The sequence below is a fragment of the Nocardia cyriacigeorgica genome (genome assembly GCF_029868385.1).
GTDB classification, from domain to species: Bacteria; Actinomycetota; Actinomycetes; order Mycobacteriales; family Mycobacteriaceae; genus Nocardia; species Nocardia cyriacigeorgica_F.
This window is the reverse complement of the sequence record NZ_JARWNX010000062.1, coordinates 327309-353900: the sequence shown is the minus strand read 5'-3', so window position 1 is coordinate 353900 and position 26592 is coordinate 327309. Positions and strand designations below refer to the sequence as shown.

Here is a 26592-nt window from a genome sequence, read left to right as displayed (position 1 = left end):
TGCCGCGAGGTGCTGCTGTACCCGGCGGCAGCGGGTGAACGTGGTGGTGACAGTGGGGCGGCATCAGGGGCCGAGGGTGATTTGCTTCACCTTTCGCCACCGTTCACCGACTCGCGACCTGGGATTTCATCGCGAAGCCACCAGGTGAGACGGCTACCGGGCGCACATCGCGCCGAACCGCTCCCTCCGAGGTCAGGGCACCCTTATTAGATTTCGGGAACGAATTCCGCCACACTGATGTTGTGAAAACCGTGGGTTTGCCGAACGCCGATGAAAGGGCTGGTCACCGGGCCGGTACCGCATCGAGTGCTGCGCCCGCGACCTCCGGTGAAGGCCATACCAGGGCGGCCATCGTGCAGCTGCTGCTGGAGGAGGGGCCGATCACCGCTACCGCGATCGGCGCCCGGCTCGGCCTCACCCCCGCCGGTGTGCGGCGCCACCTCGACGCTCTCATCGATTCCGGTCAGGCGCGGGCGAGCCGCTCGGCGCCGTGGCAGCAGAAGGGGCGTGGCCGTCCGGCCAAGCAGTACCAACTCACCGCCGCGGGCCGTGGCCGTCTCGGCCATGCCTACGACGATCTGGCGGGCGCCGCCATCCGTCAGCTCGGCGAGATCGGCGGCGAGAAGGCCATCACCGAGTTCGCCCGCAAACGGGCCAGGACTATCGTGGCCGGGATCGATCCGGTGCGCGAGCACACCCAGGCGGACACCGAGGCCAAGGCCGAGGAGATCGCCGAGGCGTTCACCGACGCCGGATTCGCCGCGACCACCCGCAAGGTGGGCACCGGCGTGCAGATCTGCCAGCATCACTGCCCGGTCGCGCACGTCGCCGAAGAGTTCCCGCAGCTGTGCCAGGCCGAACTCGAGGCGTTCCGGGAACTGCTCGGAACGCACGTACAGCGATTGGCCACCATCGCCAACGGCGACTGCGCGTGCACGACGCACGTCCCGCTGATGGTGCTGACCCCGGGCGAGGCGCACGCCGAACCCGGCATGGAACCGAATAGAGCCTCTCCATCAGCCGTTGCACAGCCCGCAACGGTAGGAACGATCGACTCCGGAAGGAGTGCCGAATGACGACGACCACCGACCAGGTGCAACCGCTCACTCAGGAAGAGACCATCGCGTCGCTGGGTAAATACGGTTACGGCTGGGCCGATTCGGACGCCGCGGGTGCCAGTGCGCAACGAGGCCTGTCCGAGGCTGTCGTCCGCGACATCTCGGCCAAGAAGAACGAGACGCCCTGGATGCTCGAGCAGCGGCTCAAGGCGTTGCGCATCTTCGACCGTAAGCCGATGCCGCACTGGGGCTCCAACCTCGACGGCATCGACTTCGACAACATCAAGTACTTCGTGCGCTCCTCGGAGAAGCAGGCCGAGAGCTGGGAAGACCTGCCCGAAGACATCAAGAACACCTACGACAAGCTCGGCATCCCGGAGGCGGAGAAGCAGCGCCTGGTCGCCGGTGTGGCCGCGCAGTACGAGTCCGAGGTGGTCTACCACTCCATCCGCGAGGATCTGGAGAAGCAGGGCGTCATCTTCCTCGATACCGATACCGGTCTGCGTGAGCACCCGGAGATCTTCGAGCAGTACTTCGGCTCGGTGATCCCGGCCGGTGACAACAAGTTCTCCGCGCTGAACACCGCGGTCTGGTCGGGCGGTTCGTTCATCTACGTGCCGCCGGGCGTGCACGTCGACATTCCGTTGCAGGCCTACTTCCGCATCAACACCGAGAACATGGGCCAGTTCGAGCGCACGCTGATCATCGTCGACGAGGGCGCATACGTGCACTATGTCGAGGGCTGCACCGCGCCGATCTACAAGTCCGACTCGCTGCACTCCGCGGTGGTGGAGATCATCGTGAAGAAGGGCGGCCGCTGCCGCTACACCACCATCCAGAACTGGTCGAACAACGTCTACAACCTGGTCACCAAGCGGGCCAAGGCCGAGGCGGGCGCCACCATGGAGTGGATCGACGGCAATATCGGCTCCAAGGTCACCATGAAGTACCCGGCGGTCTGGATGACCGGCGAGCACGCCAAGGGCGAGGTGCTCTCGGTGGCCTTCGCCGGTGAGGGCCAGCACCAGGACACCGGTGCGAAGATGCTGCATCTGGCGCCGCACACCTCATCGACCATCGTGTCGAAGTCGGTGGCGCGCGGTGGCGGCCGGGCCTCCTACCGCGGCCTGGTGCAGGTCAACAAGGGTGCGCACGGGTCGAAGTCGACGGTGAAATGTGATGCGCTGCTGGTCGATACGATCAGCCGCTCCGACACCTACCCCTACGTCGACATCCGCGAGGACGACGTGACCATGGGCCATGAGGCCACGGTCTCGAAGGTCTCGGAAGACCAGCTGTTCTACCTGATGAGCCGCGGCCTGACCGAGGACGAGGCCATGGCCATGGTGGTGCGCGGCTTCGTCGAGCCCATCGCCAAGGAACTGCCGATGGAATACGCATTGGAACTGAACCGGCTCATCGAGCTGCAAATGGAAGGAGCCGTCGGCTGATGGCGACAGGTGTGGTGGGCGCGGTCGAGGGCGAGAACCCTTCGACCAAGCCGATTCAGAACCCGGGCGCCGGAGCCGCGATCAACAAGGGCGAGGTCTTCACCTCGTTCGACGTCGACGCTTTCGAGGTGCCCTCGGGTCGCGACGAGGAGTGGCGGTTCACCCCGCTGCGCCGCCTGCGTGGCCTGCATGACGGTACCGCCGTGCGTGACGGCGCGGCCGTTGTCGAGGTGAGTTCGGTCGACGGCGTGGACGTGGAGACCGTGGAGCGCACCGACGCCCGGCTCGGTCAGGCCGGAGTGCCAGCGGATCGTGTTGCGGCCCAGGCGTACTCGGGTTTCGAGACGGCCACGATCGTATCCGTCGGTGCGGAGACCGAGGTCGCCGAACCGACCGTGATCACGGTCACCGGCCCCGGCGAGGGGAAGACCGCCTACGGCCATCTTCAGATCCGCCTCGGCAACTTCGCCGTCGCCACCGTGGTCATCGACCAGCGGGGCAGCGGAACCTACGCGGAGAACGTGGAGTTCGTGCTCGGTGACAGCGCCAAGCTGACGGTCGTCGCGGTGCAGGATTGGGCCGATGACGCCGTCAACGCGACCGCGCACCACGCCAATCTCGGCCGCGATGCCACGCTGCGTCATATCGCGGTCACTCTCGGCGGCGATCTGGTGCGGCTCACCGGCACCGTGAAGTACGACGGTCCCGGCGGCGACGCCGAGTTGCTCGGCCTCTACTTCGCCGATGCGGGCCAGCACTTCGAGCAGCGTCTGCTGGTGGATCACTCCCAGCCGAACTGCAAGTCGAACGTCCTCTACAAGGGCGCGCTGCAAGGTGATCCGCAGTCGCCCAAGGGCGATGCCCGCACGGTCTGGGTCGGCGATGTGCTGATCCGCGCGGCCGCCGAGGGCACCGACACCTTCGAGGTCAACCGCAATCTGGTGCTCACCGACGGTGCGCGCGCCGACTCGGTGCCGAACCTGGAGATCGAGACCGGCGAGATCGCCGGTGCGGGCCATGCCAGCGCCACCGGCCGTTTCGATGACGAGCAGCTGTTCTACCTGCGCTCTCGCGGTATCCCGGAGGATGTCGCGCGGCGTCTGGTGGTGCGCGGCTTCTTCCACGAGATCATCCAGAAGATCGCGGTCCACGAGATCCGGGAGCGGCTGGAGTCGGCCATCGAGGCCGAACTCGCCGCGATCGGCGTCTGACCCGAACCACTCACTCCACGAAGGAATTCGAACTCCATGACCACCCTGGAAATCAAGGACCTGCACGCCGAGGTCGCCAACCCCGACGAGACCGGCGAGCCCATCAAGATCCTCAAGGGCGTGAACCTGACGGTGCGCTCGGGCGAGACGCACGCGATCATGGGCCCCAACGGTTCCGGCAAGTCCACCCTGTCCTACGCCATCGCCGGTCACCCCAAGTACACGGTGACCTCCGGTTCGATCACCCTCGACGGTGAAGACGTGCTGGAGATGTCGGTGGACGAGCGCGCGCGGGCCGGTCTGTTCCTGGCCATGCAGTACCCGGTCGAGGTGCCGGGCGTCTCGATGTCGAACTTCCTGCGGACCGCCGCCACCGCCGTGCGCGGTGAGGCCCCGAAGCTGCGGCACTGGGTCAAGGAAGTCAAGGAGTCGATGAGCGAGCTCGAGATCGACGCCGCCTTCGCCGACCGCAGCGTCAACGAGGGCTTCTCCGGTGGTGAGAAGAAGCGGCACGAGATCCTGCAACTGGGTCTGCTCAAGCCGAAGATCGCGATCCTGGACGAGACCGACTCCGGCCTCGACGTGGACGCGCTGCGCATCGTGTCCGAGGGTGTGAACCGCTACAAGGAGCGCGAGAACGGTGGCGTGCTGCTGATCACCCACTACACCCGCATCCTGCGCTACATCCAGCCGGAGTTCGTGCATGTGTTCGTCGGCGGTCGTATCGTCGCCGAGGGCGGCGCCGAACTCGCCGAGGAACTCGACGCCAACGGCTACGTCCGCTTCACCTCCGCGACCGCTGGAGCCTGAGATGACCGCTACGGTCCGCACCCTCGACGTGGCCCGGGTCCGGGCCGATTTCCCGATCCTGAACCGTACGGTCCGGGACGGGAAACCGTTGGTGTACCTGGACTCCGGCGCCACCTCGCAGCGTCCGCTCGCGGTGCTCGACGCCGAACGCGAGTTCCTCGTCACGGCCAATTCGGCGGTGCACCGTGGTGCGCATCAGCTCTCCGAAGAGGCCACCGACGCCTATGAGGGCGCCCGCGCCGATATCGCCCGGTTCGTCGGGGTGGACGCGGGTGAGATCGTGTTCACCAAGAACGCGACCGAATCGCTGAACCTGGTCACCAACGCCTTCGGCGACGACCGCTTCCCCCACCACGTGGGGCCGGGCGACGAGATCGTCATCACCGAGCTGGAGCATCACGCGAATCTGGTGCCGTGGCAGGAGCTGTCGCGCCGTACGGGTGCGACGCTGAAGTGGTACGGCGTCACCGAGGACGGGCGTATCGACCTCGATTCGCTGGAGCTGACCCCGGCCACGAAGGTGGTCGCCTTCACCCATCAGTCCAATGTCACCGGTGCGGTCGCCCCGGTCGCGGAACTCGTGCGCCGGGCGCGGGCCGTCGGTGCCCTCGTGGTGCTCGACGCGTGCCAGTCGGTGCCGCATATGCCGGTCGACTTCCATGCACTCGATGTGGATTACGCCGCGTTCTCCGGGCACAAGATGCTCGGCCCGTCCGGTGTCGGTGTGCTGTACGGCAAGCGGGCGCTGCTGGAGCAGACCCCGCCCTACATCACCGGCGGCTCGATGATCGAGACCGTCACCATGGAACGCAGCACCTACGCGCCGCCGCCGCAGCGGTTCGAGGCCGGTGTGCCGATGACCTCGCAGGTCATCGGGCTGGCCGCCGCCGTGCGATATCTGGATGCCATCGGCATGGAAGCCGTCGCCGCCCATGAGCACACGCTGGTGGAGGCGGCCTTGGCCGGACTCGGCGAGGTCGAGGGTGTGCGGATCGTCGGCCCCACCGAGAATGTGGACCGCGGTGGCGCGGTGGCGTTCGTGGTGGAGGGCATCCACGCCCATGACGTCGGCCAGATCCTCGACGATCAGGGCGTCGCGATCCGCGTCGGCCACCATTGCGCCTGGCCGCTGCACCGTCGCTTCGGTATCGCGGCCACCGCGCGCGCCTCGTTCGCGGTCTACAACACCGTCGACGAGGTGGACAAACTGGTCGCCGCCGTGCGGAAGGCGCAGAGCTTCTTCGGGGTTGGATAAGTCATGCGCATGGAGCAGATGTACCAGGAAGTGATCCTGGACCATTACAAACACCCGCATCACCGCGGGCTGCGGGAGCCGTTCGGCGCCGAAGTGCACCACGTGAACCCCACCTGCGGCGACGAGGTGACCCTGCGCGTCCAGCTGGACGACAACGGTGACGTGGCCGATGTGTCCTATGAGGGGCAGGGTTGTTCGATCAGTCAGGCCGCCACCTCGATCCTCACCGATCAGGTGATCGGGCTGCCGATCCAGCAGGCGCTGAAGGTGGTCGACTCCTACAACGAGATGATCTCCAGCCGCGGCACGGTCGACGGCGACGAGGACATGATCGGCGACGGTATCGCGCTGGCGGGCGTGGCCAAATATCCGGCGCGGGTCAAATGCGCGTTGCTCGGCTGGATGGCGTTCAAGGACGCGGTGGTCCGCATCACCTCCGCCGAGGACGCGAAGCGGACAATGGGCAGTGATCCGTCCACGAATGGGGAAACGTCATGAGTGAAACACCGGCCACCGAAGCCGCCGCGCCGGTCGAGGCGGAACTCTCGGCCGAGGAGATCAAACATCTCGAGGATCTCGAGGAGGCGATGCGTGATGTCGTCGACCCAGAACTCGGCATCAATGTCGTGGACCTCGGCCTGGTCTACGGCATGCAGGTGGATCAGGACAATGTCGCCACCCTCGATATGACCCTCACCTCGGCGGCGTGTCCGCTGACCGATGTCATCGAGGATCAGTCCCGCAATGCGCTGGTGCGCAGCGGTCTGGTGGAGGACCTGAAGATCAACTGGGTCTGGATGCCGCCGTGGGGCCCGGACAAGATCACCGAGGACGGTCGCGAACAGTTGCGCGCCCTCGGCTTCACTGTCTGACCGGGATTCGATTCCTTCCGACGTGACCACCGCGATCACTCGCGGTGGTCACAGTCGTTTCCGCACCTCGAGGGCGCTGTTCGGTCGTATCGCCTCGCGCGTTCACCCGGTGCGTAGCCAGCGCACCAGCGATTCGGTCAGCGCCGGATGATCGAAATAGCCGAAGTGGTCCACCGCGGCGGTGGCATCGACGGCCAGGTGATCGGTGACCGGCAGGGGATGGGTGCCGTCGAGTGCGAGCGCACCGGCGGTCGGCACGATGAGGTCGTTGTCGGCGCGACCGAAGACCAGATCGACGCCGCCGTCTCCGGCGATGCGCAGCAGCGAGGAACCCGCCGGTGGTTCGTAGTTCGCGCCGACGGTGAAATAGCGTGCGCCGGTGGGGTGTCGGCCGGTGAGCTGTTCGGTCAGGAACGGCTGGGCCGGGTTCATCGACATGAGTCCGTCGAGGCCCTCGGCCACACCCGCCGCGATCTGTTTCACCAGCGCCAGCACGATATCGAGGGCATCGGTGACGCCATTGTCCGGCACCAGCTGCAACAGCGAGGTGAACCGGTCGAGCAGCTGTTCGTGTTTGCCCACATCGGCCAGGGCCGTTCCCGCGTTCGGCGTACCGACCAACACGATCTTGCCCACCGAGAGGGTGTCCGCGGCGGCCGCCAGATCCGGTCGCTCGGTCAACACTCGTCCGACCAGCCCGCCGCGTGAATGGCAGACGATGTCGACGTCGAGGCGGGCGTCCCGCGCGCGCAGATGGTCGGTGAGCCAGGCGATATTGTCGACCGGCGTCTTCGACACCGTCGGATGATCGAAGGCGATGATCCGCCCTTCATAGGCGGCGTGCAGCTCGCGCATGGTTTCGACGGGAAGCGCACCGAAGGCCCCGTGCGTCGAACTGATCGTGCCGTGCAGCAGCAACAGGGTCCGGCCCATTTCCATATGTGCCAGCGCCTCGGCGCTCAACTCGGCGCCGGGCACGCGGTAATCATCCGAGCCAACCGAGCGCAAACGATGCGGATGCCGCCTGTTCTCGACGAATTCGGCGAACCGCGCACCGACCCAGCCCGCGCCTTCGCGCACCAACCGGAACACCAGCACCTTCAGTAGCTTGGTGCCGATCGCACCGGTCAGACCGCGATGCGCACCCGGTGCCTCGGCGGTGGGCATGACCGCGCGCGGAATCCGGTAGGTCAGCAGGCCCGGCGTCACCTCGGGAAAATGCCAGGTGAGCGCGCCGTCCTCGGAGGCGTACAACACCACCTGGCACCAGCCGTTGCCGGGATCGGCGACCTGCATGACGATATCGTCGGGTCCGCCCGCCGCCCTGGTTCCGCTCGATTCGGTGCGCTCGCGCGGTTCGCGGATCTCGATGGTGAGGTCTTCCTCGATATCGTTGAGCGCCAACGCCGCCACCAGCGCCTCGGTGGTCTGTTCGGCGGCGCGAGTGCCCGATCCGGCCGCTTCGTGCACCGTCGCCCGTCCGGCCAGACCGGGGGTGCGCAGGGTGATCCGCCGGTGCACTTCGACCGCGCGGCCGTCCTCGTCGAGCGGGAACTCCTCGGGCATATGCCGCTACCTTTCCGGTGAACTGTTGCGCCGCAGTGTAAGTCGTGGATGGCCGAAGGCCAGATAGCCGAGGTGGGTCGGCGTGATGTGCTCGGGGTCGGCCGCCACCCGGTCCCTGGTGTACTCGGCGCGGGCCCGGCGCAGCAGCTCGGCGACCGGAATCGGCGGATCGGCGAATGCGCCGTCGTAGAAGCGGGCGGCGAGCTCGGCGGCGACCGTATCGTCGATCGTCCACAGCGGGGCGACGACGCCGATCGCGCCGGTGCGCAGCAGCGCCGTCGCAAACCCGGCGTAACTGCCGAGGATCGACTGACCCGCACCGACCGAACAGGCGTTCAGGTAGACGAACGGCGTGCTGGAGGCATTGCGCAGCCCGCGCACCGCGAGGGCGGTGAGAAACGACGCCGCGAAACCATCGGCCCGCGGCTCCAACAGGACCAGACCGTCCTCCTGAACCGCCTCGTCGAAGGTGCCGTGCAGCGCGACATGCAGCAGATCGACCGGAATTCGGCCCTCCAGACAGGCGATGACCTGCTCCCGAAACGGCGGCAGCGTGGTGATCGGCCCGTACCGCTCGTTGAACCGGGCGGCCTCCGCGATGGCTGCGGGCAGCCGCGGAAAGTTCCTGACCCCTTCGTAGTCGGCGGTCAGCACTGCCTGCGCGATGATCGGATGGTCGCGTCGCGGACTCGGCCGCGGGCCCTCGGGGGAAAACGGCCACCGCGACATCGCCAGATGAGCGCCGAGGAACGGCGCCGCGCCCGCATAGCGGGTGTGCAGCGGCGGGTCGAGGACCGCGAGTTCCCACGGCACGAACGCCTCCTCGGTCAACCACAGCACCGCCGGAGCCTCGGTGCGATCGCGCACGAGTTCACGCAGCACCGCCTGGATTCCGATCGGCAGCGCCGAGGCCACCAGCACGCCGTACCCGCGCAGGTTGTCGAAGATCCCGACCCCGCGAAACGCCTCCGATTTGACCAGGCGGCGAGTGTAGGTGGCGTAATCGCGTGCACTGTGGTCGATCCGGCTGCGGCGCAGGCTGTCCGGAATGGCGATCTGGCCGCTGAGTGCGTAGGCGTCCCAGACGTAGGTGTCGGGTTCATCGGCCCGATAGACCACGACCACCAGATCGGGCGGCCGCTCATCGAGCAGCAATTCGAGATCGAGCAGCTGACGCGGCGGCGGAGGCGGCGGTGGCTGGGTGGCCAGCCTGGCCGCGGTGGCCACCACGATGAGGGTGCGCGCGGCCAGCCCGATGATGCGTCCCTGCCTGCGGATGATCAGCCGGAGCGTGCGTTCCGGCGTCAGCGACGGATCGGTCAGCGCGCGCATGATCAGGGTGTGGCGCGGATACGGCGCATCGAGCGTCACCCGCACACGGATATGCGGATCACCGGCGATGACCAGCGATTTCGGATCGACCAGCACTTCGATGTCGACCTCGAACTCCGGTTCCGACGAGTACACGTGCACCCGACCCGACACCATCGTCGCCATATCGAAGGTCTCCGACAGACCGACGGTGACCTGGAATGGTTCGTTGGCGACCACGACGTCGGGTGCTTCCAATCGTGGATAGGAAACGTGGTCCCGGATCGCCTCGGCCGGTGCGCCTTGTTCCGGCGTCAGATCATCGACGGACTGGGCGAGGTCTATCTGCTCCTCGGGGTCGACCAGATGCTCATGATGTCCTTCGTCCGCCGACACATCCCGCCCCCGCCGCGGTAGGCCGCGCAGGCGAAACCGCAGGCGGTCGCGGAGTCGGCCGTGTCGCTCAGCGGACACCGGCGGCGCGGCGCGAAGCCGGCGGCGCCGACGTTCGCGGCGCCCGAGCTCCGGCGGTGGTCGCATGGCCGGCGGTGGTGGCGGCGGCTGTGCCGGTGGGAGCCGTGGCTCGCCCCATCCCGGTTGCGGTCGACCCGATCCCTGTTGCGGCTGGCTCTTCCCGCCGGCGGACCATCTCGTGGACGGTCCGATCGCGGGGTATCCGCCCGTGTGTTGCTGTCCGGCGCCGCTGTTCGGCTGTGCCGGGGACTGTGGCTCGGGATCCGGGCGTGCGGCCGCATCGGGCTCCGATGAGCGCGGCCAGAGTTCCGACTGTCCGGCGACCGCACGGGCCAGCGCGGCCCGGAACGCCGGATCCTGTCGGGCCACCGACTCCAGGACCTGGCGTGCCGCAGCGCGCGTGGTCTCGGAGGGGCTGCCGCTCGAGCGGGTTTCCCAGAGGAGCCGATCGATGGCGGGGTCGCGGCCGAGTCGGCTGTCCACGACGTTCGCGACCAGCGTCGACACGGTGTCGAGTGTCCAGCCGCTCAGCTCACCCACCCGCAGCCGGGCGCGGGCCTGCCAGCCGATCGCGTGGGCGATCAGCAGGTCGACCACGACATCCATGTCCACGCGGACTCCTCCTGTCCTGCCGCGTATCAGGTCACCGCGCCACCGGTCGATAGGACTGAGGAAAGTCTGGCAGAAACGAGCACCGATTCGCAGCTTTCGCCCGGCATCGTCGCGAACCCGGTACACGGTACGGATGCGGACGGGAATTCACACACCGACCGTCCGGTCCGATATCGGCGCTACCGCCGTTGACGTGCGAGAACGGGATCGCCTCCGCCGCAACGGATCGCGTTCTGTGAGCCCGCCTTGCCAGTTCGGCAGAGAGTTCGCGGCAATGCTGCTAGGGTGGGCGAGTCGTCGGGTTCCGAGCTGCCGGGGCAGGGTTGGCCCGTTGGCTCGGCGGTCGATCGAAGTGCTTGTCCGGCGGTTGCTTTCGGGCAGCTGTCGAGGGTTTTCGACGCTCTGCCGGGTGCCCGACGCACAACCTCATCCGGCCAGAGGTGCAGTCATGGTCGGGCGTCACGAGGAAGGCGAAACGAAGCGCTGTGGCAGCAGGCTGTGGCATCTTGTGGCGCTCCCTCGAGCCCCGTCAACGAGAGAGCTGATGAATCTGAATATCGCCGTGCTGGTTCCGTGGATCGTGGCTCCTGCTCTAGTCCTCGCGGTGGCCTGGTACGCGGTGCGGGCGGTTCGGGAGCAGCGGACCCGGGTCGACGCGCTGGAGCGAGACCTCGGCATCCGCGAGGAGATCCTCGAGCGGTTCGCCACCACCACGCTACCGTCGCTGACCGAATCGGTCCGTAGGCATGAGCAGCCCGCGAATGTCGTCGAAGTCCCGGAGGGGCTGGAGGATTCGCGGTTCGCGCAGGTCATGCGCTGGGTTTCCGAACGCATCACCGAGGACCTGCGCGGAATCCAGGCCGAGACCAGGGAAGCCACGGTCCGCGACGCCGAAGAGCAGACCCATCGCGCGATCACCACCGCCGAGTCCACCGTGCGCGCCGACGAGGCGGCCAAACGGGAGAAGGCCGAAAGCGCCGCCCGCGAGGCCACCAGTGCCGCGGTGCGGTCGTTCGGTACCTCCGTGGTCAGCCTCGGCGCCGATGTGAGCCAGGTGGTCAGCGCCGCGCTGCGCGAGCATCGCGACGACGCGGTCTACGAAACGCTCATCCGTATCGACCACACCGTCCAGCAGATGATCCGGCAGGCGCAGTCCTATGTGATCGTCTGTGGCGGTCTGCCCGGCCGCCGCTGGCCCGCGCAGTCGCTCACCGATGTGGTCGGCGGCGCCACCGGCCGCGTCCGCGACTTCCTCCGGGTGCGTTCGGGACAGCTCGACCGCGTGGTGATCAGCCGTTCGGTGGAGCCGCTGGTGCACACCCTCGCCGCGCTGATCGATAACGCGCTGCGCTACTCGCCGCCCACTTCGTATGTGGACGTCAGCTTCCAGGAAGGCCACCACGGCGTCACCGTGATCGTCGACGACGCCGGTGTGCGCATGAACGCCGAACAGATGGAAGAGGCCAGGCAGGTACTGGCGCACGAACGTTCGGTCGACATCCATCAGCTCGGCCCGGCCCCCAAGGTCGGCTTCCCCGGTATCGCGGCGCTGGCCCGACGCTACGGATTCACCGTCTACATCGACGGACCCAACGCCTACGGCGGTATGCGCGCCATGGTGTACATCCCGGAGACCTTGCTGGTCAGTCCGCGAGCACCGCAGGCAGCCGATGCCGCACCGCCCGCACCGGCCGGTATGTCGTCGGTGCCGGCGCCCATGCCGTCCGGGCCCGCCGCCGCCGTCCTGCACGGCGAATCGGCTCCGACCACCACGCGGGTCAGGGAACCCGCACCGCTGGCCGCCGTCACCAGCATGACCGTGGCGAATGCCGGATCCACCGCGGGGAGCGGTCCGGTCGAATCGCCGATCCGAACCGCGACGACGGGGGGCAATGCGTTGACCGGGGTGTCCGATTTCCCAGACACCGAAGACCGTCCGACGATGACCGATGTCACCACGGGTGGCCTGCCCAAACGTCGCCGCCGCGCGGTCGCGGTGGTTCCGCCGGTCGGGCAGCGCAGCCCGAATGCCGAACCCGGCCAGGCCCGACCCGAAATCGCCGCCGCTTGGCACAGCGGCTCCAAGAGCGGCCGCGCAGCCGCAACCGACGACACCGAAGGGATGACATCCTGATGGGCTCACCGAGAACTGTTGTCTCCGACAGCACCAACAAGCTCGGCTGGTTACTCGAGGACCTCGAGATCCCCGGCGTCCGCTTCGCGGTTCTGCTGTCCGACGACGGGCTGCGGATCGCGCACTCCAGCGGAGTCACCAAGGACGACGCCGAGCGCTTCGCCGCCGCCGCGTCCGGTCTCAGCTCCCTCGGCAAGGCGCTCGGCGAGTTCTGCGGTGGCGTTCAGAACGGCGTGCGGCAGAACATGACCGAGTACGACCAGGGCATGATCCTGATCACCGCGGCGGGTGAGGGCGCACTGCTCGGGGTGTCCACCACCACCGATATCGATGTGGGCCTCATCGCGCACCGGATGAACGAGCTGGCAGGCCGAGTGGGCCATGAACTCGGCAGCCAGCCGCGCGGGAGCGTTGACGGCGGCGAAATGCCATGAGTGGGCCGCGGCGTGACCCCGACCTGGTTCGCGCGTACGTGCGGACCAGGGGACGCTCGCGTCCGACCCGTGAATTGGACCTGGTCACCCTCGTTCTCGCCATCAAGACCCCGGGGCCGGGAACCAGCCCCGATGCGCGGCGGGTGGCCGGAGTCTGCGCCCGAGGCGCCCTGTCGATCGCCGAAATAGCCGCCTATCTCGACCTGCCGCCCTCGGTGGTCAAGATCATTGCCGCCGACCTCCTCGACACCGAACACCTCGCCATACCCACCCCGGCCGAATCACTGCCGGAGATAGCTCTGCTCCAGGAGGTTCTCAATGGGCTCCGTGCTCTCCCGGCCTGACCGCACCGTCGATTATGTGCCGGAGACCGTGACCCGATCGGTGAAACTGCTCGTCGCCGGAAGTTTCGGCGTCGGCAAGACCACCTTCGTCAGCAGCATTTCCGAGATCAAGCCACTACGCACCGAGGAGACCATCACCCAGGCCAGCGTCGGCATCGACGATATGGCCGGTCTGTCGGGGAAATCGCAGACCACGGTGGCGATGGACTTCGGCCGCATCACGCTCAATCCCGAACTGGCGCTGTACCTGTTCGGTACTCCGGGCCAGCAGCGGTTCGTCCCGCTGTGGGAGGAGCTGGCCCGCGGTGCGCTCGGTGCGTTGGTGCTGGTCGACACCCGCCGGATCGAGAAGGCCGACGAGGTGCTGTCGGTGCTCGAGGAACGCGGTGTGCCGTACGCGGTGGGCGTCAACGAGTTCGAAGGCGCCGACCGTTTCCCGCTCTCCGAGGTCCGCGACGCGCTGGACCTCACGCCGGACACGCCACTGACCGCGCTGGACGCGCGTGATCGCGGTACCTGCCTGCGTTCGTTGATCATGCTCGTCGAATACCTGTTCCACCGACTGGAGTCTCGTCTTTGACAACCCATCACCCCGTCACCACACCACTATCGCCCACCGGAGGTTGCCCGGTCGCGCACGGATCACCGATCGACAGCGAGGGCCCACGGGTGTCGCTGTACACCGAGGAGTTCTCCGACGATCCGCATCGCGCCTACCGCGAGATGCGTAAGCGCTTCGGTTCGCTGGTGCCGATCGATCTGGCGCCCGATGTGCCCGCCACCCTGGTGATCGGCTATCAGGAGGCGGTGCGGATCCTCAACGATCCCGACCATTTCCCGGCCGATCCGCGCACGTGGCAGACGAGCATACCGCCGGATTCGCCGGTCAAGCCGATGATGGAGTGGTACCCGAACGCGCTGCGCAACAGCGGTACCGTGCACGCCCGCTATCGGTCCGCCTATGTCGAGGGTATCGACAAGATCGATCTGAACGCGCTCAACGCCACCGTCGAGAAGATCGCGATACCGTTGATCAACACCTTCTGTGAAGAAGGTTCGGCGGATCTGGTCACCCAGTACGCGTTCCCGCTGGTGTTCGAGGTGCTGAACCAGTTGGTCGGCTGCTCGCCGGAGCTGGGGCGGCGTATCGCCGCCGGGATGGCCGCCCTGTTCGACACCGTGAACGCCGAATGGGGGATGACCCACCTCAGCGAAGCGCTGATGGAACTCATCCAGCTCAAGCGATCCCAGCCCGGCGACGATGTCACTTCGGTACTGGTGGCGCATCCGTCCAATCTGGACGACGAGGAACTGCTGGCCAACCTGATCAGCTTCTACGGCGCGGGGATCGAACCGCAGCAGAATCTGATCCTCAACACCCTGCTGCTGATGCTCACCGACGACCGGTTCGGCGGCGAGATGCTCGGCGGCAGCCTGTCCACCCGTGACGCGCTCGACGACGTGCTGTTCAACGATCCGCCGATGGCGAACTACTGCACCACCTATCCACGTCAGCCGATCCTGATCGACAATGCCTGGCTGCCCGCACATCAGCCGGTGGTGATCAGCCTCGCGGGCTGCAATACCGATCCGGGGATCCGTGGCGGTGACCGCACCGGCAACCGGTCGCATCTGGCGTGGAGCATCGGGCCGCACGCGTGCCCGGCGCAGTCGGTGGCGCTGGTGGTGGTGCAGGAGGCCATCGACCAGCTCCTGGACGCGCTGCCCGAGATGGAATTGGCGCGTCCGATGGCGGAATTGTCCTGGCGGCCAGGGCCGTTCCACCGTGCGCTGACCTCCTTGCCGGTGACCTTCCCCGAATCTCCTCCGTTGAACATTGCGTAAGGATCCTGCGATGGAGCGCGAATCAATTGTCCTCGACATGGCGGGAGCCGATACCCACGGCGAGGCCGCGCGGCTTCGTGCGCGTGGTCCCGCGGCGCTGGTGGAATTGCCCAGCGGTGTGCCCGCCTGGTCGGTGACCGACGCCGGCACGCTCAAGAGCCTGTTGGCCGATCCCCGGGTGTCCAAGGATCCTCGGCAGCATTGGACGGCGTTCATCAACGGCGAGATCACCCAGGAGTGGCCGCTGTTCCCGTGGGTGGGCGTGGACAACATGTTCACCGCCTATGGCAAGGATCATCGACGGTTGCGCAGGCTGGTGTCGTGGGCGTTCACCGCCCGTCGCACCGCGGCGCTGCGGCCGCGGATCGAACAGATCACCACCGAATTGCTCGACGAGCTGGCCGCCCTGCCCGCTGGCGAGGTAGTCGATCTGCGGGAGCATTTCGCCTATCCGGTGCCCATCCGGGTCATCACCGAACTGCTCGGGGTGCCGGAGGCGTTGAACGCGGGCATGCACACCTGCGTCGACCGGGTCTTCGACACCACGACCGATCAGGAAGCGGCGGTGGCCAACTATGTCGAGATGTACGGGTTGGTCACCGAATTGGTCACCTATCGGCGCATCAACCCGGGCGAGGACGTCACCAGTGCCCTGATCGCCGTGCGGGACGAGGAGGACGGTTCGCAGTTGACCGAGAAGGAACTCGTGGACACGCTGATGCTCGTCATCAACGCCGGTCACGAGACCACGGTCAACCTGCTGGATCAGGCCATCGTCGCACTGCTGACCCATCCCGAACAGCGCGCGGCCGTGACGTCCGGACAGCTGCCATGGAGCGATGTGATCGAGGAGACCCTGCGTTACGAGGCGCCGGTCGCACATCTTCCGCTGCGGTATGCCGTGGACGACATCGAACTCGACGGCGGTGTGCGCATTGCCAAGGGGGAAGCGATCCTCGCCTCCTATGCGGCGGCAAGCCGCGATCCCAAGGTGCATGGTGAGACCGCCGATGTCTTCGACCTCGCCCGCACGAACAAGGAGCATGTGGCCTTCGGCTACGGCGCGCACCACTGCGTGGGCGCACCGCTGGCCCGCATGGAGGGCGAGTTGGCCCTGCCCGCACTGTTCGCCAGGTTCCCCGAGCTGCGGCTCGCGGTGGACCCGGCCGAGCTGCAACCGGTGGTCAGTTTCGTGTCCAACGGCCATCAGCACTTACCGGTGTACCTGAGCGCGGAGCGGTAACAGCGAATTTGTCGATGAATCTCCACGGGGCGACGCACCAGATGAACGCGTCCACCGGTTCCTGCCCGGTTCCGCACGGGTCGCCGCTCGAGGCCGAAGGGCCGCGATTCTCGTTGTATTCGGCGGAGTTCGCGGCCGATCCGCATCGGGCCTATCGCGAGATGCGTGCGCGTTACGGGGCTCTGGTGCCGGTCGAGTTGTCGCCGGGCATCCATGCGACGCTGGTGATCGGCTACCACACGGCGGTCCGTATCCTCAACGATCCCGAGCACTTTCCGGCCGACCCGCGGTTGTGGCAGAAGAACATTCCGCTCGACTGCCCGGTGCTGCCGATGCTGGAATTCCGCACCACCGCGCTGCGCACCACCGGCGCCGAACACACCCGGTATCGCTCGGCGAACACCGCGGCCCTGGGTGGGGTCGATATGCACGGCCTGCACGCCACCGTCGAGAAGATCGCGATCTCGCTGATCAACTCGTTCTGTGCGGACGGCAGCGTCGACCTCATCGGCCAGTACGCCTTCCCGCTCACCTTCGCGGTGCTCAACGAGATCCTCGGGTGCCCACCCGATATCGGGCATCGGGTCGCCACCGGTATGGCGGCGATCTTCGAAGGCATCGACGCCGACACCGGTAACGCGATGCTGGAAGAGGCGCTGGCCGAGCTGACCGCACGCAAACGCCGGACGCCGGGCGATGACGTGACCACCCGCCTGCTGCACCATCAGACCCGCCTGTCGGATGAGGAAATGGTGCAGCAACTGGTGGTGCTGTACGGGGCGGGGATCGAACCGCTCCAGAACCTGACGGTCAATACGCTGCGGTTGATGCTCACCGACGACCGCTTCGCGGGCAGCGTCCTCGACGGCAGCCTGTCCACCCGCGACGCCCTCGACGAGGTGCTGTTCACCGATCCGCCGATGGCGAATTTCTGTAGCACCTATCCGCGCCAGCCCACGATGATCGACGGCGTCTGGTTGCCCGCGCATCAGCCGGTGGTGATCAGCATGACCGGATGCAACAACGATCCGGCGATCAACAACGGACAGTACGCCGACAATCGCTCACATCTGGCCTTCAGTGCCGGACCGCACACCTGTCCGGCGCAGTCGGTGGCCTATCTGGTGGCCTGCGATGCCATCGACCAACTGTTGGACGCCCTGCCGGAACTGAGCTTGGCGGTGCCCGCCGAACAGCTCACCTGGCGGCCGGGTCCGTTCCATCGCTCGCTGTCGGCGCTGCCCGCGGTCTTCCCGAAATCCCCACCACTGCAAGCGGACTGAACACGCCGGTTCCCGCGTTCGCCCGCCCGGTCGCTTCGGTGCCGGTACAGTCGGGCAGCGAACAGCAGCACGGGCACCGGGAGTTGCCCGTCCTATGGGGGCGGAGGGTTATCCGATCGCCTGCTCTCCGTGCGAGGAGAGCGGCGCGGCGAGTCCGTGGCGCCGCCCGATCGTGAGCGGTCGGGCCGTCGCGCGGGTCTCGCAGATCGTTATTCGTGGGTTCGGCCCTCGGGCGCCGCGGCGCGTCCTTGGCTACCCACCCGGCAGACGATGACGAATCAGTGGCCCGGAGCTGTCCGGTCGCGTCCGCCGAGGTCAGACCTGGAGTTCGAATCTTGACCATGCACCATCTCGCCGAATCCGGCCGATCCTGTCCCGTCGCGCACGCGATGCCGATGGATACCGAGGGTCCTCGTATCTCACTCTATGCGGCCGAATTCGCCGCCGATCCGCACCGCGCCTACCGGGAGATGCGTGAACGCTACGGCGCGCTCGTCCCGGTGGACCTGGCGCCCGGTGTACCGGCCACCCTCGTCATCGGCTACCGCACCGCGGTGCGAATCCTCAACGACCCGGACCACTTTCCCGCCGATCCACGGGTATGGCAGAAGGATATTCCCGCGGATTGTCCGGTGCTGCCGCTGCTGGAATGGCGGCCGCAGGCGTTGCGCAGTACCGGCGTCGAGCACGCCCGCTACCGGCAGGCCTACACCGCCGCCATCAACGGGGTCGATCTGCACACCCTGCACAGCACGGTCGAGAAGATCGCCATCCCGCTGATCAACTCGTTCTGCGAGTCCGGCAGCGCCGAGCTGATCGGACAGTACGCGTTCCCGCTGACCTTCGCCGTGCTCAACGAGATCCTGGGCTTTCCCACCGAACTCGGACAGCGGGTGGCCACCGGGATGCAGGCCATCTTCGACGGTATCGACGCCGAACGGGGCAACGCGATGATCACCGAGGCGGTGCTGGAACTGGTCACCGCCAAGCGTGCGGCGCCCGGCGACGATATCGCCTCCCGGCTGCTGCATCATCCGGCGGCACTGACCGAGGAGGAGATGATCCACCAGCTGGTCACGCTCTACGGCGCGGGGATCGAACCGCAGCAGAATCTGATCGTGAACACCGTGCTGCTGATGCTGACCGACGACCGGTTCGGCGGCAGTGTGCTCGGCGGTAGTCTGTCCACTCGGGACGCGCTCGACGAGGTGCTGTTCACCGATCCGCCGATGGCGAACTTCTGTGTGAGCTATCCGCGTCAGCCGATTCTCATCGACGGGGTGTGGCTGCCCGCCCACCAGCCTGTCGTGATCAGCATGGCCGGGTGCAACAACGATCCCGAGGTCGGCATCGGCCACTATGTCGACAACCGATCGCATCTGTCGTGGAGTGCGGGACCGCATGCGTGCCCGGCGAAATCGGTGGCGTATCTGGTGGTGCAGGACGCGATCGATCAGCTGTTGGATGTGTTGCCGGAGATGCGGCTGGCCGTCGCGCCGGATCAGCTGACCTGGCGGCCCGGCCCGTTCCACCGGGCGTTGGCCGCCATGCCGGTGGTGTTTCCGCCGTCGCCGCCCTTGACCGTCGGGTGAGAGTTCGGGCCGCTTCCCGCGTGTACCGGGAAGCGGCCCGAAACACATTGTGCTGTCTGTAGATCCCTCGCACCGGCAGTGGCCGGTACACCGGATCGCGCTGTCAGTTGGTCTGCACGTCCCGGTGCCGGAATCCGAAGGCGCCCGCCGCGCACAACGCCACCGCGACCACGGCCGTGATGAGCACGGGCATCGGCGCGAAATCCACGGCCGGGACCAGCGGGATGTTGTCGAACGGCGAGATGCTCATCAGCCAGCTCGGGAATTTCAGCGTCGACCCGAACATCAGCACCACGAAACAGAAGGCGAGCGCGATCCACGCCCCCGAGGCGGCCAGCGGCACGAAACCGAAGAGCACCAGCGTGATACCGCCGAGCACCCACACCGCGGGCAGATAGGTCAGCGACGCGCCGAGCAGAGGGAGCAGCTGGGACATGTCCCCGGCGATGATGCCGTACATCAACCCCATGCCGAGCCCGCCGAGGGCCAGCACCACCGCCGATCCGGCCAGCATGATGACCGCATGCCCGGCCAGCCAGCGCAGCCGGGGCAGACCGGTGGACAGCAGCGGTTCGATGCGCCCCGCCGATTCCTCCGCGCGTGGTCGCAGGCCCGAGGAGATCGTGAACGCGGAGCCGATGAGCGCGAGCAGTCCGGCCGCCATGGCGTAGAAGGCGTCGGTCAGGCTGCCCACGTCCTGGCCGAGCACCTCGGCGAGGTCGACGTCGCCGAGCAGATCGCTCACATCGTCGCCGATCGACCCGAACGCAAGGCCCGCCGCCAGCATGCCGATCGACCAGCCGATCAACGAACCGCGTTGCAGATGCCAGGCCAGCCCGAACGCGCTGCGCAACGATTCGCCCGCCCGCGCCGGGCCCGGACGCGGTGGCAGCACACCGGCGCCGAAATCGCGGTGATCGAGCACCTGCCGCGCCGCCACCGTCACTGCGACCGCCACCACAAGCGACAACAGCACAGGCCACCAGATCTCACCGTCATAGGGCCGCATGGCCTGGCCCCAGCCCAGCGGCGACAGCCACGACAGCACACCGTTGCCCACATCGCCGACCGCGCGCAGCACATACGACACCGCGATCGCCGCACCGGTGATGCCGTAGACGGTGCGGGTGCTCTCGGTGAGCTGGGCCGCCAGCAGCGCGATCGCCATGAACACCAGGCCCGCGCAGGTGGCGCCGACGCCGAGGGCGATCGATCCGGCCGCCGGTAGCCCGTAGGAGATCAGGCTCAGCGCCACTGCGGCGCCGAACACCAGATCGGCCAGCACCGTAACGACGGTCGCCGCGGTGAAACCGGCGTGCCGGCCGACGACACCGGAGCGGATGAGTTCATCGCGGCCGGTCTCCTCATTGGCGCGGGTGTGGCGGCCCACCAGGAACATGCTCATCAATCCGGCCACGATCATGCCGAACGCGCTGGCCTGGAAGGCGACCTGGCCGCCGATGGTGTCGAGCACCCGCGGCGGGCCCGCCATGGCGATCATGGCGGCGTTGCCTTCCATGCTGGCGGCGACCCGATCCAGGTCGGCCTGGTTCGGATAGGCGAGATCGACGCCGACCGCCTGCGAGTAGTAGACGAACATGCCGCCGAGGATCCAGCAGATCAGTGCGATCCGTTCGCGGCGCAGGAAGAAGCGGGTGAGCGTCCCGGTCCCGGTGAGGGTGGTCGTGGTCATGATTCCTGCACCCCCGAGGCGGCGAGTTCATCGCCGTAATGCCGCAGGAACAGCTCCTCGAGGGTCGGTGGCTGGCTGGTCAGGGTGCGGATGCCGAATCCGGAGAGATGGCTGATCGCCGGGTCCAGATCGACGGTGTCGACCTGGAATCGGGCCCGGTTGCCCTCCACCACCAGATCGTGGACTCCGGTCAGTTCGTCGAGTCCGGTCGGCGGGCGGACGGTCTCGCAGGAGATGGAGGTCCTGGTCAGATGGCGCAGATCGGCGAGGCTGCCGGATTCGATCGCCTTACCGTGCCGGATGATGGTCACCCGATCGCACAGCGCCTCGACCTGGGCCAGGATATGGCTGGACAGCAGCACCGTGCGGCCCTCGTTCTTGATCTCATCGATGCACTCCTGGAAGACCGCCTCCATGAGCGGATCGAGCCCGGAGGTCGGTTCGTCCAACATCAGCAGCTCCACATCGGAGGACAGCGCCGCCACCAGCGCCACCTTCTGCCGATTGCCCTTGGAGTAGGTGCGGCCCTTCTTCGTCGGGTCGAGGTCGAAACGCTCCAGCAGTTCGGCACGGCGCTTCTCGTCGAGGCCGCCGCGCAGTGTGCCGAGCAGATCGATCACCTCACCGCCGCTGAGGTTCGGCCACAGGTTCACATCGCCGGGGACGTAGGCCAGGCGCCGATGTAGTTCGGCGGTCTGCTCCCACGGGTCTCCGTCGAGTAGTCGGACGGTGCCGCTGTCGGCGCGGAGCAGGCCGAGCAGCACCCGGATGGTGGTCGACTTCCCGGCGCCGTTGGGGCCGAGGAAGCCGTGCACCTCACCGGTGGTGACCTGTAGGTCGAGTCCGTCCAGCGCGCGGGTCCGGCCGAAGGTTTTGACCAGGTTCGACATATCGATTGCCGCAGACATCTCTCAACGGTATTCGACCAGCTCGGGCGCCGAGTGATCGTTGCCACAATTTGAGAGCCGCGGTTAACTTACCGTATAGTAAGTTAACGCGTTGCCGAGGTTGAAAGGCGTTGAGGGGCACACACATGGTTTCGCTTGTGGGGGATCTGCCGCGCGCTGCGCGCAACGTCTGGGCACTGTCGTTCGGCGACGGTATCGAGCCGTACGCGCCGACACCGTCCACCGTCGTCTACGACGAACCGCACCGCTGCCTGCGCCGGTTCGACCGCGCCGAACCGTCCGCGCACCGCCCGGTGCTGCTGGTGCCGCCGCTCGCGGTCACCCCCGCATGCTTCGATCTGCGCGACGGGCAGAGCTTCGTGCGGTTCCTGCTGGACACCGGCAGACAGCCCTATGTCATCGACTACGGCGAGATGACCTACGCCGACCGCGATCTCGGGCTCGAGGAATGGACTCACGATATCGTCCCGACCGCCATCCGGCGGGTCAGCCAAGAGCATGACGGCGCCGCGGTGGAGGTCATCGGCTGGTCGCTCGGTGGCATTCTCGCGGTGCTGGCCGGGGCCGGGCACGCGGATCTGCCGATCGCCTCCATCACCGCCATCGCCCCGCCGTTCGACCAGCGCGACACCCTCACCGTGGCGCCGCTGCGTCTGCTCGGCGCGGTGACCGGCGGGCGTGAGGTCGACCTCGCGACCCGGGTGTTCGGCGGAATTCCCAGCTACATCGTGCGCACCGGGTTCCGGGTGCAGGCCTTCCAGCGCGAACTCACCCGCCCGCTGTTCGTGGCCCGCAATATTCTCGACGAGGACGCACTGGCCCGCATGGAGGCCATCGACCGGTTCATGGCGATGATGCCCGGCTATCCGGGCCGCCTCTATCGGCAGATCCACCGGTCGTTCATCCTGCGCAACGAACTGGTCACCGGCACCATCCGCTTACGCTCGGATCTGGTGGTGGAGACCGCGAAGCTCACCTGTCCGGTGCTGATCCTCGGCAGCCGCACCGATCTGGTGGTCCCGGCCGCTGCCGCGCGGGCCGGACAGGATGTGCTCACCGGCGCGGCCGAGGTGCGGTTCGAGGAGGTTCCGGGCGGTCACCTCGGCATTCTGGCCGGGCCCACCGCCCGCGAAACCACCTGGCGCGTTATCGACGAATTCCTGTCCCGCTGATCGAACCCGCTCAGGGCGGTCCGGCCGCGTGCTGTAGCCGCTCGCCCAGTTCGCGACACCGATCGCGGAACTCGGCCGGTTCCTCGATGACGAAATCGGCTCCGGTGAGCGCGAGTTGGAGCACCAGCCATTCGAACGAGTCCACCCGCGTGATCACTCGGGATCGGTCCGCCGACAGCGTCTCGATATCGCAGTCCTGGAATTTCAGGGCATCGCGGATGGTCGCGGCGGACGCGTCGACGGTGGCGACCGCGCGATATCGGCGGGCGGTGAGCCCGGCACGGAGATAGGCGATACCGGATTCGGCGGGTAGCGGTCGCGGCGTGAAACGGGCGCCCGTGGTCGCCGCCTCGGTGATCCGGTCGATGCGGAAGGTGCGCCAATCGGCGCGATCGAGATCCCAGGCCAGCAGATACCAGCGCAGATGCAGGTTGACCTGCCGGTACGGCTCGACCCGACGCACCGAGCGCGCCCCGGTCTTGTCCGCGTAGTCGAAGCGGACACGTTCATGTCCGGCGGCCGCCGCGCCGAGCAGTGACAGCAATTCGGCCTCGACCGACGGTGCGGTGAGCGGGGCCGCCTCGAGCGAACTGCGGACGGCCTCGGCGCGCAGCCGCAACCGGGTGGGCAGGAACTGGTCGATCTTGCCGAAGGCGCGGTCGGCGGCAGCACCGATATCGGTGCGTGCGGTGCCGGATACCTCGTCGGGGGTGGTGGCGCCCAACAGGGCCAGCGCGATGAGTGTGGCCACGGCTTCGTCGTCGTCGAGGACCAGCGGTGGCAGGGTGCGGCCCGCGGCCAGGCGGTAGTAGCCCGTCGGGCCGGGCTGGGTGAGAACGGGATAGCCGTAGGCGCGCAGGCGGTCGACGTCGCGGCGCAGGGTGCGCGGGCTGATCGCCAGGCGCGCCGACAGATCTCGGCCGCTGAAACGTCGGCCGGTTTGCAGAGTGGCCAGCAGTTCCAGCATCCGGCCGGTGGTGTCGGACATACCTCGATTCTGCCCCGAATTGCGGTCAGGATCCGGCCGCATCTGGTCCTACGGTCGAGTGATGACTTCCTCTGACACCGGCCCGGTGCGTTCGATCCGCATCAGGGCGGCGCGTACCCACAATCTGCGCAGTATCGATATCGACGTGCCACGTGGGCGGCTGGTGGTCTTCGCCGGAGTCTCCGGCTCCGGTAAATCCTCGCTGGTGTTCGACACCATCGCCGCCGAGGCGGGCTACCAGCTCAACGAGACCTACCCGCCGTTTGTCCGCAACCGGCTACCGCGCTGGCACCGCCCGCAGGTGGATTCGATCGACGGGTTGTCGCCGGTGGTGGTGATCGATCAGAAGCGCCTCGGCGGTAACGCACGGTCCACCGTCGGGACCATCACCGACGCCTACACCTATCTGCGCCTGCTGTTCTCGCGGGTGAGTGAACCGTATGTGGGGGAGTCGAACCACTTCTCGTTCAACGATCCGGCGGGTATGTGCCCGGCGTGCGCCGGATTGGGACAGACCCTCACCACCGATGTCGACCGCGTGCTCGATCTGGACCGATCCCTCGAGCAGGGCGCGATCCTGTTGCCCGGCTTCGGCAATGGCAAACACTGGTATCGGCAGTACGCGGATATCGGCACCTTCGATCCGCAGACACCGCTGCGGGACTGGACCCCCGAGGAACGGACGGCGCTGCTGTACGGCGGCGCGGCGGCCGCCCGGCTCGGCACCCGGCCGCCGAAGGACTACGAGGGCGTCATCGAACGATTCGAGCGGGTCTATCTGCACACCTCCGATGAGATGTCGGAGCGTAAACAAGCGGTGGTGCAACGCTTCACCCGCACCGCGCAGTGCGGCGCCTGCGGCGGTGACCGGCTGAACGAGGCGGCGCGCACCGCGCGGGTGCTCGGGCAGACGATCGCCGAACTGGGCCGCAGGGAAGTGGGGGAGCTGGCCGATATCGTCACCGGGGTCCGGGAGCCGAAGGTGGCGCCGGTGGTGGCGGCACTGCGCGACCGGCTCCTCGCACTGCGCACCATCGGCCTGGGTTACCTGACCCTGTCACGGCCGACGCTCACCCTCTCCGGTGGAGAATCGCAGCGGATCAAGACGGTACGTCATCTGGGCAGCAGCCTCACCGAGATGCTCTACGTCTTCGACGAACCGACCATCGGACTGCATCCGCACGATGTGCGGTCGATGACCACCTTGTTGAAACAGTTGCGGGACAAGGGCAATGCGGTGCTGGTGGTCGAGCACGATCCCGATGTCATGCGGATCGCGGATCAGATCATCGAGATCGGGCCCGGCGCCGGTGTCGACGGCGGACGCGTGGTGTTCCAGGGCGATTTCGCCGAGCTGCGGCACGCCGACACCCCGACCGGGCGCGGGCTGCGTGCGGATCGCGCACCGCGCCCGCCGCGGACGGCGACCGGGAAGATCCGGATCGAGAACGCCACCCGCAACAACCTCACCGGCATCGACGTCGACATCCCGACCGGAGTTCTCACCGTACTCACCGGTGTCGCGGGCTCCGGCAAGTCGAGTCTGGCCGCCGAGCTGGCGGCTCAGCATCCGGCCACCATCGTCGACCAGCGTCCGGTGAGTACCAACCGGCGCTCGACCCCGATCACCTACACCGGCATCGCACCGGCGGTCCGGCAGCTGTTCGCCCGCCACAACGCCGTCCCCGCCGCGCTGTTCAGCGCCAACTCCGCCGGTGCCTGTCCGGCGTGCAAGGGCCTCGGCGTGATCTACACCGATCTGGCCTTCATGGACGGTCAGGAGATGGTCTGCGAAACCTGCGGTGGACGCCGCTTCACCGAGGAGGTGCTCGGCTATCGGGTCGACGGCCTATCGATCGCCGATATCGACGATCTCACCGTCGCCGAGGCCTTGCGTCGCCTGACCGCACCGGCGATCACGGCGGCGCTCGGCCATATCGCCGAGGTCGGCCTCGGCTATCTGCGCCTGGGCCAATCGTTGAGCACACTGTCCGGCGGTGAATGCCAGCGCTTGAAGATCGCCAAGGAACTCGCCGCCCGCGCCGACCACACCCTCTACATCCTCGACGAGCCGACCACCGGCCTGCACCTGTCCGATATCGATACCCTGCTCGGAGTGCTGGACGCCCTGGTCGGCAAGGGCGACACCGTGGTGGTGATCGAACACAACCTGGAGGTCATCCGGCGCGCCGATCGGGTGATCGACCTGGGACCAGGTCCCGGCCGGCACGGCGGACGCGTCGTCTACGAGGGAACTCCCGAACAACTCGGGGCGTGCGCCGAGTCGGCCACCGGCCGCGCGCTGCGCGAGATGACGCGCTGAACCGGTGACCCGT

At 67.4% G+C, this 26592-nt stretch carries 22 protein-coding genes; 17 read left to right on the top strand and 5 right to left on the bottom strand.

Annotated elements, in window-relative coordinates; all coding sequences use genetic code 11:
- Window positions 1–242 precede the first annotated feature (242 nt).
- Genes QH168_RS24420 through QH168_RS24390 form a run of 7 tightly spaced genes read left to right on the top strand, consistent with a single transcriptional unit; the run spans window position 243 to window position 6657 of the window.
- Window positions 243–1076, top strand: a complete 834-nt coding sequence (locus tag QH168_RS24420; protein WP_280468000.1) for a helix-turn-helix transcriptional regulator — start codon at window positions 243–245, stop codon at window positions 1074–1076.
- Window positions 1073–2509, top strand: coding sequence for a Fe-S cluster assembly protein SufB (gene sufB / locus QH168_RS24415; RefSeq protein WP_280467998.1), 1437 nt, complete (start codon window positions 1073–1075; stop codon window positions 2507–2509). Before QH168_RS24420 ends, sufB begins: the two co-directional genes overlap by 4 nt.
- Window positions 2509–3720 (top strand): Fe-S cluster assembly protein SufD, encoded by a 1212-nt coding sequence (sufD, locus tag QH168_RS24410; protein WP_280467997.1) that lies wholly within the window; start codon window positions 2509–2511, stop codon window positions 3718–3720. The genes sufB and sufD overlap by 1 nt, the downstream gene beginning before the upstream one ends.
- 36 nt (window positions 3721–3756) lie before the next feature.
- Window positions 3757–4530 carry a Fe-S cluster assembly ATPase SufC gene (gene sufC, locus QH168_RS24405; protein ID WP_163823830.1) on the top strand — a complete coding sequence of 258 codons (774 nt, stop codon included), beginning with the start codon at window positions 3757–3759 and terminating at the stop codon, window positions 4528–4530.
- A 1-nt stretch (window position 4531) separates the two neighbouring features.
- The gene (locus tag QH168_RS24400) at window positions 4532–5785 is read left to right on the top strand and encodes a cysteine desulfurase (RefSeq protein ID WP_280467994.1); all 1254 of its coding nucleotides are present in this window, start codon (window positions 4532–4534) and stop codon (window positions 5783–5785) included.
- Between the two features lie 3 nt (window positions 5786–5788).
- Entirely contained in the window at window positions 5789–6283 is a 495-nt protein-coding gene (sufU, locus tag QH168_RS24395) for a Fe-S cluster assembly sulfur transfer protein SufU (protein ID WP_280467992.1), read from the top strand.
- The gene (locus QH168_RS24390) at window positions 6280–6657 is read left to right on the top strand and encodes a metal-sulfur cluster assembly factor (protein WP_280467991.1); all 378 of its coding nucleotides are present in this window, start codon (window positions 6280–6282) and stop codon (window positions 6655–6657) included. The genes sufU and QH168_RS24390 overlap by 4 nt, the downstream gene beginning before the upstream one ends.
- Window positions 6658–6759: 102 nt before the next feature.
- Here QH168_RS24390 and QH168_RS24385 read toward each other — a convergent pair whose 3' ends face one another.
- Together QH168_RS24385 and QH168_RS24380 are read right to left on the bottom strand one after the other, a co-directional pair.
- Entirely contained in the window at window positions 6760–8223 is a 1464-nt protein-coding gene (locus QH168_RS24385) for an alpha/beta hydrolase (protein ID WP_280467990.1), read from the bottom strand.
- Between the two features lie 6 nt (window positions 8224–8229).
- Window positions 8230–10614, bottom strand: coding sequence for a CHAT domain-containing protein (locus tag QH168_RS24380; protein ID WP_280468317.1), 2385 nt, complete (start codon window positions 10612–10614; stop codon window positions 8230–8232).
- A gap of 550 nt (window positions 10615–11164) precedes the next feature.
- On the opposite strand from QH168_RS24380, the gene QH168_RS24375 reads away from it, so the two are divergent.
- The 8 genes from QH168_RS24375 (at window position 11165) to QH168_RS24340 (ending at window position 19495) form a co-directional block, all read left to right on the top strand.
- Window positions 11165–12754, top strand: a complete 1590-nt coding sequence (locus tag QH168_RS24375) for an ATP-binding protein (protein WP_280467988.1) — start codon at window positions 11165–11167, stop codon at window positions 12752–12754.
- On the top strand, window positions 12754–13188 hold the full coding sequence (locus QH168_RS24370) for a roadblock/LC7 domain-containing protein (RefSeq protein ID WP_280467987.1): 435 nt from the start codon (window positions 12754–12756) through the stop codon (window positions 13186–13188). Before QH168_RS24375 ends, QH168_RS24370 begins: the two co-directional genes overlap by 1 nt.
- A complete protein-coding gene (locus tag QH168_RS24365; RefSeq protein WP_280467986.1) occupies window positions 13185–13532 on the top strand; it encodes a DUF742 domain-containing protein in 348 nt (115 codons plus the stop codon). Before QH168_RS24370 ends, QH168_RS24365 begins: the two co-directional genes overlap by 4 nt.
- Window positions 13507–14112 carry a GTP-binding protein gene (locus tag QH168_RS24360; protein WP_280467984.1) on the top strand — a complete coding sequence of 202 codons (606 nt, stop codon included), beginning with the start codon at window positions 13507–13509 and terminating at the stop codon, window positions 14110–14112. The genes QH168_RS24365 and QH168_RS24360 overlap by 26 nt, the downstream gene beginning before the upstream one ends.
- Entirely contained in the window at window positions 14109–15377 is a 1269-nt protein-coding gene (locus QH168_RS24355) for a cytochrome P450 (RefSeq protein WP_280467983.1), read from the top strand. Before QH168_RS24360 ends, QH168_RS24355 begins: the two co-directional genes overlap by 4 nt.
- 10 nt (window positions 15378–15387) lie before the next feature.
- A complete protein-coding gene (locus QH168_RS24350; protein WP_280467981.1) occupies window positions 15388–16620 on the top strand; it encodes a cytochrome P450 family protein in 1233 nt (410 codons plus the stop codon).
- A 14-nt stretch (window positions 16621–16634) separates the two neighbouring features.
- Window positions 16635–17903, top strand: a complete 1269-nt coding sequence (locus tag QH168_RS24345; protein ID WP_280467979.1) for a cytochrome P450 — start codon at window positions 16635–16637, stop codon at window positions 17901–17903.
- Window positions 17904–18244: 341 nt separating this feature from the next.
- Window positions 18245–19495, top strand: a complete 1251-nt coding sequence (locus QH168_RS24340) for a cytochrome P450 (RefSeq protein WP_280468316.1) — start codon at window positions 18245–18247, stop codon at window positions 19493–19495.
- A 103-nt stretch (window positions 19496–19598) separates the two neighbouring features.
- Here QH168_RS24340 and QH168_RS24335 read toward each other — a convergent pair whose 3' ends face one another.
- A complete protein-coding gene (locus QH168_RS24335) occupies window positions 19599–21188 on the bottom strand; it encodes an ABC transporter permease (protein WP_280467978.1) in 1590 nt (529 codons plus the stop codon).
- Window positions 21185–22096 (bottom strand): ABC transporter ATP-binding protein, encoded by a 912-nt coding sequence (locus tag QH168_RS24330; RefSeq protein ID WP_280467977.1) that lies wholly within the window; start codon window positions 22094–22096, stop codon window positions 21185–21187. The genes QH168_RS24335 and QH168_RS24330 overlap by 4 nt, the downstream gene beginning before the upstream one ends.
- A 125-nt stretch (window positions 22097–22221) precedes the next feature.
- Between QH168_RS24330 and QH168_RS24325 the strand changes: the two genes are divergently transcribed.
- Window positions 22222–23268: an alpha/beta hydrolase gene (locus tag QH168_RS24325; RefSeq protein ID WP_280467976.1), complete on the top strand. Its 1047-nt coding sequence runs from the start codon at window positions 22222–22224 to the stop codon at window positions 23266–23268.
- A 10-nt stretch (window positions 23269–23278) separates the two neighbouring features.
- On the opposite strand, the gene QH168_RS24320 is transcribed toward QH168_RS24325, so the two are convergent.
- Entirely contained in the window at window positions 23279–24256 is a 978-nt protein-coding gene (locus QH168_RS24320; RefSeq protein ID WP_280467974.1) for a helix-turn-helix transcriptional regulator, read from the bottom strand.
- A 61-nt stretch (window positions 24257–24317) separates the two neighbouring features.
- Here QH168_RS24320 and QH168_RS24315 point away from each other — a divergent pair, with 61 nt between their 5' ends.
- The gene (locus tag QH168_RS24315) at window positions 24318–26579 is read left to right on the top strand and encodes an excinuclease ABC subunit UvrA (RefSeq protein ID WP_280467973.1); all 2262 of its coding nucleotides are present in this window, start codon (window positions 24318–24320) and stop codon (window positions 26577–26579) included.
- The last annotated feature ends 13 nt before the right edge of the window (window positions 26580–26592 follow it).